Annotated in this window: 13 protein-coding genes and 1 pseudogene; 9 read left to right on the top strand and 5 right to left on the bottom strand. The window is 72.1% G+C overall.

The features are described from left to right. Positions 1 to 20: 20 nt before the first annotated feature. The 5 genes from ACFWBD_RS38845 (at position 21) to hemB (ending at position 6,412) form a co-directional block, all read left to right on the top strand. On the top strand, positions 21 to 782 hold the full coding sequence (locus ACFWBD_RS38845; protein WP_385678066.1) for a redox-sensing transcriptional repressor Rex: 762 nt from the start codon (positions 21 to 23) through the stop codon (positions 780 to 782). Beyond that, positions 779 to 2,497 carry a glutamyl-tRNA reductase gene (locus ACFWBD_RS38840; RefSeq protein ID WP_385678064.1) on the top strand — a complete coding sequence of 573 codons (1,719 nt, stop codon included), beginning with the start codon at positions 779 to 781 and terminating at the stop codon, positions 2,495 to 2,497. The genes ACFWBD_RS38845 and ACFWBD_RS38840 overlap by 4 nt, the downstream gene beginning before the upstream one ends. A 5-nt stretch (positions 2,498 to 2,502) precedes the next feature. Further along, positions 2,503 to 3,462: a hydroxymethylbilane synthase gene (gene hemC / locus ACFWBD_RS38835; RefSeq protein WP_385678061.1), complete on the top strand. Its 960-nt coding sequence runs from the start codon at positions 2,503 to 2,505 to the stop codon at positions 3,460 to 3,462. Beyond that, complete coding sequence (locus tag ACFWBD_RS38830; protein ID WP_385678058.1) at positions 3,459 to 5,165, top strand: uroporphyrinogen-III synthase; 1,707 nt, start codon at positions 3,459 to 3,461, stop codon at positions 5,163 to 5,165. Before hemC ends, ACFWBD_RS38830 begins: the two co-directional genes overlap by 4 nt. A gap of 254 nt (positions 5,166 to 5,419) precedes the next feature. Next, on the top strand, positions 5,420 to 6,412 hold the full coding sequence (gene hemB / locus ACFWBD_RS38825) for a porphobilinogen synthase (RefSeq protein ID WP_385678055.1): 993 nt from the start codon (positions 5,420 to 5,422) through the stop codon (positions 6,410 to 6,412). Between the two features lie 11 nt (positions 6,413 to 6,423). Here hemB and ACFWBD_RS38820 read toward each other — a convergent pair whose 3' ends face one another. Further along, complete coding sequence (locus ACFWBD_RS38820; RefSeq protein WP_385678052.1) at positions 6,424 to 7,170, bottom strand: DUF4232 domain-containing protein; 747 nt, start codon at positions 7,168 to 7,170, stop codon at positions 6,424 to 6,426. 188 nt (positions 7,171 to 7,358) lie between these two features. On the opposite strand from ACFWBD_RS38820, the gene ACFWBD_RS38815 reads away from it, so the two are divergent. Continuing rightward, positions 7,359 to 8,675, top strand: coding sequence for a helix-turn-helix domain-containing protein (locus tag ACFWBD_RS38815; RefSeq protein ID WP_385678049.1), 1,317 nt, complete (start codon positions 7,359 to 7,361; stop codon positions 8,673 to 8,675). On the opposite strand, the gene ACFWBD_RS38810 is transcribed toward ACFWBD_RS38815, so the two are convergent. Further along, positions 8,615 to 8,869, bottom strand: a complete 255-nt coding sequence (locus ACFWBD_RS38810; RefSeq protein WP_385678046.1) for a hypothetical protein — start codon at positions 8,867 to 8,869, stop codon at positions 8,615 to 8,617. The two genes, ACFWBD_RS38815 and ACFWBD_RS38810, sit on opposite strands and share 61 nt — an antisense overlap. Before the next feature lie 147 nt (positions 8,870 to 9,016). On the opposite strand from ACFWBD_RS38810, the pseudogene ACFWBD_RS38805 reads away from it, so the two are divergent. Both ACFWBD_RS38805 and ACFWBD_RS38800 read left to right on the top strand, forming a co-directional pair. Further along, a pseudogene (locus tag ACFWBD_RS38805) lies at positions 9,017 to 9,207 on the top strand (SAM-dependent methyltransferase); the annotation flags it as partial. Between the two features lie 71 nt (positions 9,208 to 9,278). Continuing rightward, positions 9,279 to 10,556: a PLP-dependent aminotransferase family protein gene (locus ACFWBD_RS38800; protein WP_385678043.1), complete on the top strand. Its 1,278-nt coding sequence runs from the start codon at positions 9,279 to 9,281 to the stop codon at positions 10,554 to 10,556. A gap of 15 nt (positions 10,557 to 10,571) precedes the next feature. Here the strand turns inward: ACFWBD_RS38800 and ACFWBD_RS38795 are convergent, their stop codons facing one another. The 3 genes from ACFWBD_RS38795 to argS all read right to left on the bottom strand — a co-directional run bounded on the left by ACFWBD_RS38795 (position 10,572) and on the right by argS (position 13,653). Continuing rightward, positions 10,572 to 11,357, bottom strand: coding sequence for a DUF4253 domain-containing protein (locus ACFWBD_RS38795; protein ID WP_385678040.1), 786 nt, complete (start codon positions 11,355 to 11,357; stop codon positions 10,572 to 10,574). A 70-nt stretch (positions 11,358 to 11,427) separates the two neighbouring features. Then, positions 11,428 to 11,592 (bottom strand): hypothetical protein, encoded by a 165-nt coding sequence (locus tag ACFWBD_RS38790; RefSeq protein WP_385678037.1) that lies wholly within the window; start codon positions 11,590 to 11,592, stop codon positions 11,428 to 11,430. A 291-nt stretch (positions 11,593 to 11,883) separates the two neighbouring features. After that, positions 11,884 to 13,653: an arginine--tRNA ligase gene (argS, locus tag ACFWBD_RS38785; protein WP_385678034.1), complete on the bottom strand. Its 1,770-nt coding sequence runs from the start codon at positions 13,651 to 13,653 to the stop codon at positions 11,884 to 11,886. 140 nt (positions 13,654 to 13,793) lie between these two features. On the opposite strand from argS, the gene lysS reads away from it, so the two are divergent. Beyond that, entirely contained in the window at positions 13,794 to 15,560 is a 1,767-nt protein-coding gene (gene lysS / locus ACFWBD_RS38780; protein WP_385678031.1) for a lysine--tRNA ligase, read from the top strand. Positions 15,561 to 15,604 lie beyond the last annotated feature (44 nt).

The raw sequence follows: 15,604 nt of genomic DNA, 5'->3' as shown, positions 1-15,604 counted from the left end.
GCTCTACCCGCAGGAGCACCGTGGCAACTGGCCGAACTCACCGACCGGCGACCCGTAGCCGAGGGATTCCCGAGGCCACCGTCGCCCGGCTTCCGCTGTACCTCCGCGCGCTGACCGCACTGTCGGAGCGCTCGGTACCCACGGTCTCCTCCGAGGAGCTCGCGGCCGCGGCTGGGGTCAACTCCGCCAAGCTGCGCAAGGACTTCTCCTACCTGGGCTCCTATGGAACGCGGGGTGTCGGCTACGACGTCGAGTACCTCGTCTACCAGATCTCCCGTGAGCTCGGGCTCACCCAGGACTGGCCGGTCGTGATCGTCGGAATCGGTAACCTCGGCGCGGCCCTGGCCAACTACGGCGGCTTCGCCTCGCGTGGTTTCCGGGTCGCGGCGCTCATCGACGCCGATCCCGCGATGGCCGGGAAGCAGGTCGCCGGGATCTCCGTCCAGCACAGCGACGGCCTGGAGAAGATCATCTCCGACAACGGCGTCTCCATCGGGGTCATCACCACCCCGCCGGGCGTCGCCCAGCAGGTCTGCGACCGGCTCGTGGCCGCGGGCGTCACGTCCATCCTGAACTTCGCGCCGACCGTGCTGACCGTCCCGGACGGCGTCGACGTGCGCAAGGTCGACCTCTCCATCGAGCTCCAGATCCTCGCCTTCCACGAGCAGCGCAAGGCCGGCGAGGAGGCCGCGGCGAACGAGAGCGCCGTAGCCGCCGCGGGCCGCGCCGACTCCACCGACCAGGGACCCGACGGGGACGTACCCGCCGTGATGCCGGCATGAGTCTCCTCGTCGTCGGGCTGAGCCACCGCAGCGCCCCCGTCAGCGTGCTGGAGCGGGCCTCGCTGTCCACGGACGCCCAGTTCAAGCTGCTCCAGGACACGGTCGCCGCGGAACCGGCCGCCGAGGCCGCGGTCCTCGCCACCTGCAACCGGATCGAGCTGTACGCCGACGTGGACAAGTTCCACGCCGGCGTCGCCGAGCTGTCCACGCTGCTCGCCCAGCACAGCGGGGTGGGGCTCGAGGAGCTCACCCCCTACCTGTACGTGCACTACGAGGACCGTGCCGTCCACCACTTCTTCTCGGTGGCCTGCGGCCTGGACTCCATGGTCGTCGGCGAGGGGCAGATCCTCGGGCAGATCAAGGACGCCCTGGCCCGGGGGCAGGAGCTGCACACCGCCGGACGGCTGCTGAACGACCTGTTCCAGCAGGCCCTGCGGGTCGGCAAGCGCGCCCACTCCGAGACCGGCATCGACCGCGCCGGGCAGTCCCTGGTCACCTTCGGCCTGGAGCAGCTGGCCGCGGGCGGGGACGTGACCGCGTGGGCGCGGGGCAAGAAGGCGCTGGTCATCGGCGCCGGTTCGATGTCCTCGCTGGCCGCCGCCACGCTCGCGCGCGCCGGGGTCGCCGAGATCGTCGTCGCCAACCGCACCGCCGACCGGGCCGAGCGGCTCGCACAGATACTGACCGAGGCCGAGGACACGGACGTGTCGGCCCGCGCGGTACCGATGGAGTCGGTGCCGGCCGAGCTGACACGTGCCGATGTGGCCGTCTCCTGTACCGGGGCGACGGGCCTGGTCCTGACGGCGGAGTCGGTCGCCGAGGCCGTCGAGGGCCGCACCGGGGCGCCCGTCGCCTTCGACGAGGAGGTCGCGGCGACGGACGTACGACCGCTGCCGCCCACCTCGGTCGGCACCGACGAGAACTGCCCCCTCGACCTGGCCGCCGTACAGCAGGCCCCCGTGCAGCAGTCCGGGTTCTCCGTGCTGGGGGAGGCCGCCGTCGCCGGCATGGACGCGGCGACGCTGGAGCAGCACGCCGCCTGGGTCGACAACGCGACCGTGGACCGCCGGCTCGCCGCCCGGCGAGGCCCCGAGACCGACGCCGAGCTGATCATCGCGCTCGCCGCGACCGCCGCCACCCTGGGACGTATCCCCGAGCGCCGCCGGCCCGAGCCGGTCGCCACGCTCGTCCGGCCGGAGCCGGTCCTCTTCCTGCTCGACCTGGCCATGCCGCGGGACATCGACGCGGCCGCGCACCGGCTGGCCGGCGTGCGGCTGGTGGACATCGAGTCGCTGGCGGAGGCCTCGGCCGACGCGCCGATGGCCGCCGACGTCGACCAGGTGCGGCGGATCGTCGCCGACGAGGTCGCCGCCTTCGGCGCCGCACAGCGGGCCGCGCACATCACGCCGACCGTGGTCGCCCTGCGCACCATGGCCGCCGACGTCGTGGCCACGGAGATCGCCCGGCTCGACGGGCGGCTGCCAGGCCTGGACGACAAGCACCGCGCCGAGATCACCCAGACCGTCAAGCGGGTCGTCGACAAACTGCTGCACGCGCCGACCGTACGGGTCAAGCAACTCGCGGCCGAGCCCGGCGGCGCCGGGTACGCGGACGCGCTGCGGACCCTGTTCGACCTCGACCCGGAAGCGGTGGCCGCCGTGTCCCGGGCCGAGGAAAGCACCGAGAAGAACGCAGAGAACCGAGGGCCGGCATGAGCGGCATGAGTACGAAGGCACTGAGACTGGGGACGAGGCGAAGCAGACTCGCCATGGCCCAGTCCGGGCAGGTCGCGGACGCCGTGAGCCAGGTGACCGGACGGCCCGTGGAACTCGTCGAGATCACCACCTACGGTGATGTCTCCCGCGAGCACCTCGCGCAGATCGGCGGCACGGGCGTCTTCGTGACCGCGCTGCGCGACGCGCTGGCCAAGGGCGAGGTCGACTTCGCGGTTCACTCGCTGAAGGACCTGCCGACCACGCAGCCCGAGGACCTGGTCCTGGCCGCTGTACCGGTGCGCGAGGACCCCCGCGACGTGATCGTCGCCCGGGACGCGCTGAAGTTCACCGACCTGCCGCGCGGGGCACGCATCGGTACGGGTGCGCCGCGCCGCATGGCGCAGCTGAACGCGTACGCGCGCAGCCACGGGCTGGACATCGAGACCGTACCGATCCGCGGGAACGTCGACACGCGGATCAGGTACGTGCACGACGGCGAGCTGGACGCGGTGGTGCTGGCTGCGGCCGGCCTCAGCCGCATCGGCCGCATCGACGAGGTCACCGACTTCCTGTCGATAGACACGGTTCTGCCCGCTCCCGGCCAGGGAGCACTGGCGATCGAGTGTGCCGCGGACAACGCGTCACTGATCGCCGCGCTCGGTGAGCTCGACGACCCCTTCACCCGGGTCGCCGTGACCGCCGAACGGTCCCTGCTCGCCGCCCTGGAGGCCGGCTGCTCCGCCCCTGTGGGCGCGCTGGCCGACCTTCTGGCCGACGGGCAGATTGTCAACGAAATGCGCCTGCGTGGAGTCGTCGGTACGACCGACGGCACGCGCATGGTGCAGCTGTCCACCACCGGTCCCGTGCCCGAGACGCACGACGGGGCAATGGCGCTCGGTCGCGAACTCGCAGCCGAGATGCTCGCCCAGGGCGCGGCCGGTCTGATGGGGGAGCGAGCACTGTGAGCCCCACCACCCTTCCAGCCGCTGGTCCTGAACACGGGCACGTCACCTTCCTGGGTGCCGGACCCGGGGATCCGGGACTACTGACTCTGCGCGCCGTGGAGGCGCTTGCGCACGCGGACGTCCTCGTCGCCGAGCACGAGGTGCTCGACGTCGTACGGACGCACGCGAGGCCGGGCGTCGCCGTCGTGAACACGGAAGAGGGTCCTTCGTCGGACTCTCCTCCGGGCACGGGCGCGCCCCTCCCGACGATCGTTGACGGCGCGTCAACAACCGCTGAGGTACCCGCTGTGCGCGATGCCGCACATCTTGTCATGGAGGCCGCACGGGGCGGCAGGCGGGTCGTCCGTGCGGTGACCGGGGACCCCGGACTTGATACGTACGCGGCCGCGGAAATGCTCGCGTGCGCGGCGGCCGGTGTTCCCTTCGAGGTCGTACCCGGTGTCGCGGCCGCCGTCGGCGTGCCCGCGTACGCCGGTGTCCCGCTGCGGGACGCGCAGGGCGCCGACGTCCGGTTCGTCGACGCGCGCACGGCTTCGGACCGCTGCTGGACCGAGGTCGGGGCGTCCGACGGCACGGTCGTCGTGTCGACGACCCTCGACTCGGTGGCCTCCGCCGCCGGCGAGCTGGTGTCGGCGGGGCGCAAGCCCGATACGCCGATGACGGTCACGGTGGCCGGTACGACGACGCGTCAGCGGACGTGGACGGCGACCCTGGGCACGATCGCGCAGACGCTGAAGCAGGCGAAGGTACTGCCCTCGCCCGAGGGCGGCCGGCCGGTGATAGTCGTGGTCGGCGAGCGTTCCGCCCCCGCCCAGCGCGCCCAGCTGTCGTGGTTCGAGTCCAAGCCGCTGTTCGGCTGGAAGGTGCTCGTACCGCGTACGAAGGAGCAGGCGGTGTCGCTCTCCGACCAGCTGCGGTCGTACGGAGCCGTGCCGCACGAGGTGCCGACGATCGCCGTCGAGCCGCCGCGCACCCCCCAGCAGATGGAGCGTGCGGTCAAGGGCCTGGTGACGGGCCGCTACGAGTGGATCGCCTTCACCTCGGTGAACGCCGTCAAGGCGGTGCGCGAGAAGTTCGAGGAGTACGGGCTCGACGCGCGTGCCTTCGCGGGCATCAAGGTCGCGGCGGTGGGCGATCAGACGGCGAAGGCGCTGGTCGCCTTCGGTGTGAAGCCCGACCTCGTACCGAGCGGTGAGCAGTCGGCTGCCGGGCTCCTCGAGGACTGGCCGCCGTACGACCCCGTCTTCGACCCGATCGACCGGGTGTTCCTGCCGCGCGCCGACATCGCCACCGAGACCCTGGTCGCCGGGCTCATCGAGCTGGGCTGGGAGGTCGACGACGTCACGGCCTACCGGACCGTGCGGGCCTCGCCGCCGCCGGCGGAGACGCGCGAGGCGATCAAGGGCGGCGGGTTCGACGCCGTGCTCTTCACTTCGTCGTCCACCGTGCGGAACCTGGTCGGCATCGCCGGCAAGCCGCACAACGTGACGGTCATCGCCTGCATCGGTCCTGCCACGGCCAAGACGGCCGAGGAGCACGGGCTGCGGGTCGACGTCATGGCGCCCGAGCCGTCCGTGCTCAAGCTGGCCGAGGCGCTGGCCGACTTCGGGCTCCGGCGGCGCGCTGCCGCGCAGGAGGCCGGGGACCCGGTCAGCCGGCCGAGCGAGCGGCGGCCGGGAGCGCGGAGGCGACGGGCTACCTGAGCGGCGGGGGTGGCTGTCCCGGGGGCTGCCGCCCCCGGACCCCCGCTTCGGCCCTGAAGGGGCCTCGTCCTCAAACGCCGGACGGGCTGGATTGTGCACCTCGCCGATGAGGCGCCGTCGGCTGGATGTGTGCGCCTCGACCATGAGGCGCCGTCGGGCTGATTGCGGGTCCTCGCTCTGCGAGGCGGCGTCGGGCTGGTGGGTCGACAGTGCGTCGGCAAGTAGGTCCCCGCGCCGGGCGTAGCGTAGAAGCCATGACGAAGTACGGTTCCTTTCCCGGTGCGCGTCCCCGGCGGCTGCGCACCACCCCCGTCATGCGGCGCATGGTCGCGGAGACCCGGCTGCACCCGGCCGACTTCATCCTGCCCGCCTTCGTGCGGGAGGGCGTGAGCGAGCCGGTGCCGATCCAGGCCATGCCCGGCGTCGTGCAGCACACGCGCGACAGCCTGAAGAAGGCCGCGCTGGAGGCCGTACAGGCCGGGGTCTCCGGGATCATGCTCTTCGGCGTGCCGGAGGAGTCCAAGAAGGACGCGCTCGGCACGCCCGGGACCGACCCGGACGGGATCCTCCAGGTCGCCATCCGGGACGTGCGGGCCGAGGTCGGGGACGACCTGCTCGTCATGTCCGACCTGTGCCTGGACGAGACGACCGATCACGGGCACTGCGGGGTGCTGGACGAGCAGGGGCGCGTCGACAACGACGCCACCCTGGAGCGGTACGCCGAGATGGCACAGGTCCAGGCCGACGCGGGTGCCCATGTCGTCGGGCCCAGCGGGATGATGGACGGGCAGATCGGGGTCATCCGCGATGCCCTCGACCAGATCGGCCGCGAGGACGTCTCGATCCTCGCGTACACCGTCAAGTACTCCTCCGCCTTCTTCGGGCCCTTCCGGGAGGCCGTGGGATCGTCCCTGAAGGGCGACCGGAAGACGTACCAGCAGGATCCGGCGAACCTCCGTGAGTCGCTGCGCGAGCTGGCGCTGGACCTGGAGGAGGGCGCCGACATGGTCATGGTGAAGCCGGCCGGCCCCTACCTCGACGTCCTGGCCCGGGTCGCCGACGCCGTGGACGTGCCGGTCGTCGCCTACCAGATCTCCGGCGAGTACTCGATGGTCGAGGCCGCCGCCGAGAAGGGCTGGATCGACCGCGACCAGGCGATCCTCGAGACGCTGACCGGCATCAAGCGGGCCGGAGCGCGGAACATCCTCACCTACTGGGCCACCGAAGTGGCCCAGAAGCTGCGGTAGTTCACCCGCCTTCACCAGGACAGCGCGTCGTCCACGTCCTGCTGCCAGTACGTCACCGCCAGCGAGCTGTCGTAGTAGACGCCCTTGGCGGGCAGGCTCGGCGTCGCGGAGGCGCCGCCGTCGCTGTTGGGGGTGTAGCCCTGGAAGGCGACCGTCAGCTTCTTGGCCGTCTGTCCGCCGTCGCCGCTGCCGTCGGCGGCGGACAGCAGGACGCCCGCGTAGCCGGACTCGCCGGGCGCGAGGGTGGTCACCGCCTGCGGCTGCGTCTCCTCGGCGGCCTGCGGCACCCACTGCATCTCGTCGAAGCGCACGACGGGGTTGTAGGTCAGGTCGCAGGTCCTGCTGCCGGTGTTGGTCACCGTGAGCAGCATGTGGTTGAGCGGGCGGGCGACCGGCTGCGCCGTGACCTTGGTGTTCGAGCCGTTGCAGAGGACGCGGGTGTCGGAGGCGGTGTCGTCGGCCTTCCCGCCCGTCTTGCCGCCCGAGCCGGCGCCCGTGTCGCCGCCTGTCTTGCCGTCCGTCTTGCTGGATGAGCCGGTCGAGCCCGTCGAGCCCGTCGTGTCCTTCGGCGGGGTCGTGCCGGTGCCGGTGCCGGTGCTCTTGTCCGTGCCGGGTGTGGGCTGAGCCGCCGTGGCCGTCGACGATGCCGGGTGCGACGCGCCCTCGTCGTTTACGCCCGTCCCGTCCTTGCACGCCGTGAGCGCGAGGGCGGCCAGGGCGGTGAGGGCGAGCAGATGGCTGGTGCGGCGGATACGCATGGTGAAGTCCTCTTCCGGAAAGCCGGGTTGAAGCGGCGTGCTTGGATGGCCAAAGCTTGTGGGGGGATCCGTCCCGGCCGCCACGGTCGGCGGACGATCAGGGACGCTGGAATGCCCGCAATAGGTTTGACCTGGGGAAACGGACCATCCCTGGAACGTGGGGATGGGACATGGGGAGTGGAGGAACGGTGTCTGCGACCGAGTTCGCCGAGCTGCTGCGGGAGTTGAAGGAGCGGTCCGGGCTGAGCTACGGGATGCTCGCGAAACGGCTCCACATGAGTACGTCGACGCTGCACCGCTACTGCAACGGGGACGCCGTCCCCACGGACTACGCGCCCGTGGAGCGGCTGGCACGGCTCTGCAAGGCGTCGCCTCAGGAGCTCGTCGAGCTGCACCGGCGGTGGGTGCTGGCGGACGCGGTGCGGGGGCGGAAGGGGACTACGGCCGAGGCGGACGCCGCCGCGGGCGTCGCCGGCGGCGAGGCCGTTGCGGAGACGGCGGTCGTGGACGCCGTGGCTGAGGACGCGATGGCTCTGGGCCCGGTTGTCGTGGCCGCGGGCGTGCGGGACGAGCGGACCCGACGTACCCGCCGCTCCCTGGTCCTCGCCGGCGTCGGTGTCGTGGCCGCCATCGGCTCGGTCGCCCTGGCGCTCGCCCTGACCCTGCCGTCCGGCGGGTCCGGCGAGGGGGACGGTGTCAGTGCGGCCGGCACGCCGTCCGTGCAGGGGCGGGGAGCGGGGAGCACGTCCTCGTCGTCCGCGTCCGCGTCCGCGTCGCCGTCCCTGTCCGCGTCCGCGTCGGCGTCGGCCTCGGCCTCGGGGTCCGCCTCCCCGTCGGGCTCCGCCACCGCCGGCTCCTCGGCGGCGCCGGGGGCTGGGGCCGACGACCCCGTCCCGCTGACGGTCACCACCCGTCCGTACGCCTGGGTGGACCCCTGTAGCCAGCACTATCTGATCGAGCGGGGGCCGGGGCAGGTCGCGCCGCCGCCCGTCGAGCAGGACGCTCCCGCGTGGGTGGCCCGGCACGGGGCCGTGTCGGCGGGGGAGCAGTATCTGGAGGTCACCGTGCAGGGGACCGGCGAGGAGACCGTCGTCGTGGACAGCCTGACGGTCCGGACCGTCGGCAAGGGCGCGCCGCTCGCCTGGAACGACTACGCCATGGGCTACCCGGGCGTGGGCTGCGGTGGCGGTGTACCGACACGCGCCTTCTCCGTCGCCCTCGACGCGGAGCGGCCGGCGCTGGTGCCCGAGGCGGGGCACAAGAACTTCCCGTTCAAGGTGAGCGAGTCCGACCCGGAGGTCTACTACGTCACCGCCGACGCCTCCGCGTACGACGTGCGCTGGTACCTGGAGCTGTCCTGGTCCAGCGGTGCACGGCACGGCACGGTGACGATCGACGACAAGGGCAGGCCGTTCCGTACGAGCGGCGAGAACGGGCGGCCCGACTACGAGTTCCCGCTCGGCGGCTCCGCGTGGGGGCCGGCGGGAGCCTCTCCTGCGCCGTAGGCGCCGGATCCGGTCAGGGTGCCCGACCCGGTCAGGGCGCCCGTCCCTGTCACGGTGCCGGCGCCCGACGGGCCCTCGTCGCGCAGGCCTTCGCCGTCGCGGCACGCGGTGAGGGTGAGCGCGGCGGTGGCGGTCAGCGTGGCGGCGAGCAGCCGGAAGCGGCGGCGGGTGGGGGGAGCGGGGCGTGTGGGCATGGGGCAAGCCTGAGCCGTACGGCCTGCGACCTTCCACATCCGCAGCGCAAGTCGGGACGCCGGCCCGGTCCCATGGCGTCTGACCTGCGATGACAGTGCCCTGACGGGACGGGACGCGGGACGCCCTGCTGCCGGGGGAAAGCCTCTGCCCTGTGTCTGGTCGCGGTCCTGCACTTCGTCGAGGACGAGGCGGCGCACCCCGTGCTGCGGGAGCTGGTGGAGGCGCTGCCCGCCGGGAGAGGGTCGTCCTCACCCACCTCCCGGACGAACTGCATCCGGGGCCGGCCCGTGCCGTCCGACGGACCTACACGGAGCTCGGGTTCACCTTCGTCTTCCGTGTGAACGCGTGCCGCTGTCCACATGGCAGAAACCCGTGTGTAGATGGCATGTATCTCCCTAGGGTGCGGGCATGACTGTCGCAGCCGAGTCGCCCAGTGCGCCCGCCCCCGCCTCCGTCCCCGCCCCCGGCCCCGCCTCCGGCCCCGCCCCCGGCCCCCCGTCCGGTGCCGCCTCCGTGCCTCCGCTGGCCGCCCGGGTCCGGTCGGTCGGCGGCTCGCCCGTGCGGGACATCCTCGCCGTCACCGCCCGCCCCGAGGTGATCAACTTCGCGGGCGGGCTGCCCGCGCCGGAGCTGTTCGACCGCGAGGGCGTGGCCGCCGCGTTCCGGTACGCGCTGGAGGAGGTTCCGGCCCAGGCCCTCCAGTACGCCACGACCGAGGGCGAGCCGAGTCTGCGTGAGCGGCTGGCGGCACGGACGACGGCCCGCGGACTGCCCACGACCGCCGACGACCTCCTCGTCACCACGGGTTCCCAGCAAGGCCTGTCCCTGCTGGCGAGCGCTCTCCTCGACCCCGGCGACACGGTGCTCGTCGAGGCCCCCTGCTACCTGGCCGCCCTTCAGGTCTTCGGTCTGGCGGGAGCGAGGATCGTCGCGGTGCCCGGCGACGCGGACGGCCTGGACCCCGAGGCGCTCGCCGATCTGGTGGTCCGCGAACGGCCCAAGCTCCTCTACACGGTCCCCACCTTCCAGAACCCCACCGGCCGCACACTCCCCGCCGAGCGCCGCGCCGCGGTCGCCGCCGTCGCCGCCCGGCACGGCCTGTGGATCGTCGAGGACGACCCCTACGGCGAACTCCGCTACGACGGCGAGCGCGTCCCGTGGATCGCCGCCCACCCCGAGGCCCGCGACCGTACGGTCCTCCTCGGCTCCTTCTCCAAGGTCATGGCACCCGGCATCCGGCTGGGCTGGCTGCGCGCGCCGGCCGAGCTGCGCCGGGCCTGCGCCGTCGCCAAGCAGGCTGCCGACCTGCACACCCCGACCGTCAAACAGCTCGCAGCGGCCCGGTACCTGACCGCCTTCGACCTGGACGCGCATGTGGCCCGGGTCGCCGCCGTGTACCGGGAGCGCCGGGACGCCATGCTCGCGGGCCTCGCGGACGCCCTCCCGGCGGGGTCGGTGTGGACCAGGCCCGAGGGCGGCATGTTCCTCTGGGCCCGCCTTCCCGAGTCGTACGACACCACGGCCCTGCTCCCGCGGGTCGTCGCCCAGGACGTGGCCTACGTCCCCGGCGCTCCCTTCTACGCCGGTGAGCCAGACCGCTCGACCCTGCGGCTGTGCTTCGTGACGCAGACCCCGGAGGACATCGGGGAGGGGCTGCGGAGGCTGGGGCGGGGGCTCACCGGGTAGCGCCGGTCTGTCGGATCAGTCCCACCAGAAGGTCCAGGTGGGCTCGCCGACGAGCTGCTGGGCATAGGCCTCCAGGGTGCCCGGGCCCTGGAGGACGTTGTCCGGGCAGAACGCGAAGTGCTCGGCGGCGATGCGCTGTGCCTCCGCGAGGGTGCCGGGCGGGGCCGCGACGGACACGGCCAGGACGTCGAAGCCGAGGCCGACGACCCGTATGCCGAAGCGGTCCTCCCAGGAGCGCAGGACGGCGCACAGACGCGCGGTGTCGTTCTCGTGGTTGGCAGGGCCGGACCAGCCGACGGCCGCCGGGACGTCCGCGCTGCGGCGGGCGGGGACCAGGGCGACATGCGGCGAGCTGAACCAGGAAGCCCCCTGCTCCGCAAGGGTGTCGGCGATCCGCGCGGCGCGAGCGTCGGGGTCCGCCGTCAGGGTGCCGGGTGCGGCGAGACCGGGCCACTCCTCGCCGTCCGCCGCGCACTCCTGCCAGTACTGCGCGAGGACCTCCTCCGCGTCGTGGTCCCCGGGGTACGACACCTCGGCGGGCATCAACTCCCATTCCGACGGGCCGCCCTGGGAGCCGCCGAGGTCGACCAGGACGGGAAGCAGCCCGGCCCGCCCCGCCGTCCCGCCCAGGGCCGTCCAGTTGCCGGAGGAGGCGGACTGCTCCGCGTGCCACAGCAACGGCTCGTGCCACACCCCCTCGTCCGTCGTGTCGATCAGCCGGCCCGGCGGGAGCTGGAGGCCGAGGGAGCGGCCGCTGGGATCGGAGGCCAGCTTGGGGAGCGGATTGGGAAGAGTCGCCATGCCGGTGACTGTAAGGGCAGGCACTGACACCGGCCCGGGCCGGTGTGTCCCGTCCGGCCCGCGACGGCCGTCAGGCGGAGTGTCTCGCGCGCCGACGGCGCCAGGCGTGCGTCAGCCAGATGCCCAGGCCGACGAGCGGGAGGACGACGACGGCCGGGATGGCCACACCCGCGCCTCCGACCAGCAGGAAGCCGATCAGGGCGTCACCGGTCGACGGGTCGTCCGCGCCGCCCAACTGCCGCTCCTGCCCATGGTGTTCACACGTCGTCGAAGGGTGGGACGTGCGAGTGCGAGGAGTTGGTTCCTGGGAGCGGCCCACCCGGGCCGCGAAGCACTCCTTCGATGGCCGACCGGTGTGGCCCCGTCCGCCGGGGTGGCTGTGGTGACCGTGGTCGTGGGGCTCGCGGGCCGGGCCGGCTCCGCCTGCCTGGCGCGGCCCGCCCTCCCCGGAAACCGGGAGGGAGGCCGGGCCGCGGTACGTCGAGCGTCCCTGGGCGCCGCTGGTCGGTCAGAGTTGTCCGGTCGGTCAGAGCTTGTCCGGCGTCCGGATGCCCAGCAGGGCCATGCCCAGATGGAGGGTGCGGGCCGTGAGGTCCACCAGGAACAGGCGGTTCTCGACGACCTCCGGCGGGTTGTCGGGGGACAGCACGTGGCACTGGTCGTAGAACGTCGTCAGGTGCGAGGCCAGCTGGTAGAGGTACGCCGCCAGCTTGTGCGGCTCGTACGACGCCGCGACCTCGTGCACCGTCTCGCCGAACTGGTCCAGGTGCAGGCCCAACGCCCGCTCCGCCGGGGCCAGTTCCAGCTCCGGGTGGGCGGCCGGGCGGGCCTCGCCGGCCTTGCGCAGGATCGACTGGATCCGGGCGTACGCGTACTGGAGGTAGACGGACGTGTCGCCGTTCAGCGAGACCATCTGGTCCAGGTCGAACTTGTAGTCCCGCACGGCGGACGTCGACAGGTCGGCGTACTTCACCGCGCCGACGCCCACGTACCGGCCGTTCTCCACGATCTCCGGCTCGGACAGGCCCACCTTCACGGCCTTGTCCCGGACCACCGTCGTGGCCCGCTCGACCGCCTCGTCGAGGAGGTCGACCAGCTTGACCGTCTCGCCCTCACGGGTCTTGAACGGCTTGCCGTCCTTGCCGAGGACCGTGCCGAACGCCAGCTGCTGAGCCTTGACGTCGTCGTTCAGCCAGCCCGCCCTGCGCGCCGTCTCGAAGACCATCTTGAAGTGCAGCGACTGACGGGCGTCCACCACGTACAGCAGCGTGCTCGCCTTGACGTTGAAGACACGGTCACGGATCGCCGAGAGGTCGGTCGCCGCGTAGCCGTAGCCGCCGTCCGACTTCTGGACGATCAGCGGGACCGGGTTGCCGTCCGGGCCCTTGACGTCCTCGAAGAAGACGCAGAGCGCCCCCTCGGAGCGGACCGCGACCCCGGACTCCTCCAGGAGACGGCAGGTCTCCGCCAGCATGTCGTTGTAGCCCGACTCACCGACGATGTCCTCGTCCCGGATCTCCATGTCCAGCTTCTCGAAGACCGAGAAGAAGTAGATCTTCGACTCGTCGACGAACTTCTGCCAGGTCGCGAGCGTGTGCGGGTCGCCCGCCTGGAGGTCCACCACCCGGCGCCGGGCACGGGTCTTGAACTCGTCGTCCGCGTCGAACAGCCGGCGCGCGGCCTTGTAGAGGCGGTCGAGGTTGGACATCGCCTCCTCGCCGCTCACCTGGGACTCCTTGTGGTCCAGCTCGTGCGGGTGCTCGTCCAGGTACTGGATGAGCATGCCGAACTGGGTGCCCCAGTCGCCGATGTGGTGCCGGCGGACCACGCTCTCGCCGGTGAACTCCAGGATCTGCACCGTCGCGTCACCGATGACCGCCGACCGCAGATGACCGACGTGCATCTCCTTCGCCACGTTCGGCTGGGCGTAGTCGATGACCGTCGTGCCGGGCCGGCCGGAGTGCGGCACGCCCAGGCGGTCCGCGTCCGCGTACCGCGCCGCGAGGTTCCGGGTGATCGCGCCGTCGGTGATCGTCACGTTCAGGAAGCCGGGGCCCGAGACCTCGATCTCGCCGATCAGATCACCCGTGACCACGTGGGACACGACCTGCGTCGCCAGCTCCCGCGGGTTCGCCTTCGCCTTCTTGGCCAGCGCCAGGATGCCGTTGGCCTGGAAGTCGGCCCGGTCGCTTCGTCGCAGCAGCGGGTCCGCGCCGGCGGCCTCCGGCAGGGTGGCCGAGAGAGCGGACGTGAGGTGCTGTTCGACGGAGTGGCTGAGGGACGTGACCGGGGCCATAGGAGTGGGTGCCGTTCTCCTCGTGGGGATGGATAGACGCAGTCAGTATCCCATGGGGGGTAAAGCCGTTTTCCCGGGCGCGGGGCCGTCTGGGACAATGAAACGCACTTCAAACCCGGAACCCTTCAGAACAAGAGGACGTGCCGATCGTGGCTCTGAGCACCGAGACCACCGACTGGGTCTCCCGTTTCGCGGACGAGGTCATCGAGGAGTCGGAGCGTCGGGCCGCCGGCAAAGCGACATCACCCGCCACCGATCCGGTGGTCGTCGTCGCGTCCGGGCTCTCCCCCTCCGGACCCATCCACCTGGGCAACCTCCGCGAGGTCATGACCCCGCACCTCGTCGCCGACGAGATCCGCCGCCGCGGACACCGGGTCCGCCACCTGATCTCCTGGGACGACTACGACCGCTTCCGCAAGGTGCCGCAGGGCATCGCCGGGATCGACGACTCCTGGGCCGAGCACATCGGCAAGCCGCTGACCTCCGTCCCGGCCCCGCAGGGCTCGGCACACCCGAACTGGGCCGAGCACTTCAAGGCGGCGATGGTCGAGTCGCTGGCCGAGCTCGGCGTGGAGTTCGACGGGATCAGCCAGACGGCGCAGTACAACTCCGGTGTCTACCGTGAGCAGATCCTGCACGCGGTCAAGCACCGCGGTGACATCGACGCGATCCTCGAGCAGTACCGCACCAAGAAGGCCCCCGCGAAGAAGCAGCAGCAGAAGCCGCTCGACGAGGCCGAACTCGAGGCGGCCGAGGGGTCCGGCGCGGCGAACGAGGACGACGGCTCGGCCGGCTCGGCGGGCTACTTCCCGTACAAGCCCTACTGCGGCAACTGCGAGAAGGACCTCACCACGGTCACCTCGTACGTCGACGACACCACCGAGCTGTCCTACACCTGCACCGCCTGCGGCTTCGCCGAGACCGTCCGGCTGAACGAGTTCAACCGCGGCAAGCTGGTCTGGAAGGTCGACTGGCCGATGCGCTGGGCGTACGAGGGCGTCGTGTTCGAGCCGAGCGGCGTCGACCACTCGTCGCCCGGGTCCAGCTTCCAGGTCGGCGGCCAGATCGTCGGCATCTTCGGCGGCAAGCAGCCCATCGGGCCCATGTACGCCTTCGTCGGCATCAGCGGCATGGCGAAGATGTCGTCCTCGAAGGGCGGTGTCCCCACCGCCGCCGACGCGCTGAAGATCATGGAGCCGCAGCTCCTGCGCTGGCTCTACGCACGCCGCCGCCCCAACCAGTCCTTCAAGATCGCCTTCGACCAGGAGATCCAGCGGCTCTACGACGAGTGGGACAAGCTGGACGCCAAGGTCGCCGACGGGTCCGCTCTGCCGGCCGACATCGCCGCGCACGCCCGTGCGGTGGGCACGGCCGCCGGTGAGCTGCCGCGCACCGTCCGGCCGCTGGCGTACCGGACGCTGGCCTCCGTCGCCGACATCACCGCCGGACACCAGGACCAGGCCCTGCGGATCCTCTCCGACCTCGACCCGGAGAACCCGCTCGGCTCCCTCGACGAGGCCCGGCCCCGGTACGACAAGGCCGAGGCCTGGATCAACACCCATGTCCCCGCCGACCAGCGCACCATCGTCCGCGCCGAAGTCGACGCCGAGCTGCTGAAGTCCCTCGACGAGGCCTCCCGGCAGTCCCTGCGCCTCCTGCTCGACGGACTCGCCGACCACTGGTCGCTGGACGGCCTCACCCACCTCGTCTACGGCGTCCCCAAGGTCCAGGCCGGGTTCTCCGCCGACGCCACGCCCAAGGAGCTCCCGCCGGAGATCAAGACCGCCCAGCGGACGTTCTTCGCCCTGCTCTACCACCTGCTGGTGGGGCGTGACACCGGCCCGCGGCTGCCCACCCTGCTGCTGGCCGTGGGCCAGGAGCGGGTACGGGCCCTGCTCGGGGAGTAGACCGCGTCATCACGAGGAGGGGGCGCCCGGTGCAACACCGGGCG

It is taken from the genome of Streptomyces sp. NPDC060002, assembly GCF_042737245.1.
GTDB lineage: Bacteria > Actinomycetota > Actinomycetes > Streptomycetales > Streptomycetaceae > Streptomyces.
Note: the sequence above shows the minus strand (reverse complement) of the source record. Positions and strands in the feature narration are given on the sequence as shown.

Coding starts and splice junctions, on each gene's coding strand:
- ACFWBD_RS38840 (WP_385678064.1), top strand. CDS start 779: ATGAGTCTCCTCGTCGTCGGGCTGAGCCACCGCAGCGCCCCCGTCAGC.
- hemC (WP_385678061.1), top strand. CDS start 2,503: ATGAGTACGAAGGCACTGAGACTGGGGACGAGGCGAAGCAGACTCGCC.
- hemB (WP_385678055.1), top strand. CDS start 5,420: ATGACGAAGTACGGTTCCTTTCCCGGTGCGCGTCCCCGGCGGCTGCGC.
- ACFWBD_RS38820 (WP_385678052.1), bottom strand. CDS start 7,170: ATGCGTATCCGCCGCACCAGCCATCTGCTCGCCCTCACCGCCCTGGCC.
- ACFWBD_RS38810 (WP_385678046.1), bottom strand. CDS start 8,869: ATGCCCACACGCCCCGCTCCCCCCACCCGCCGCCGCTTCCGGCTGCTC.
- ACFWBD_RS38800 (WP_385678043.1), top strand. CDS start 9,279: ATGACTGTCGCAGCCGAGTCGCCCAGTGCGCCCGCCCCCGCCTCCGTC.
- ACFWBD_RS38795 (WP_385678040.1), bottom strand. CDS start 11,357: ATGGCGACTCTTCCCAATCCGCTCCCCAAGCTGGCCTCCGATCCCAGC.
- argS (WP_385678034.1), bottom strand. CDS start 13,653: ATGGCCCCGGTCACGTCCCTCAGCCACTCCGTCGAACAGCACCTCACG.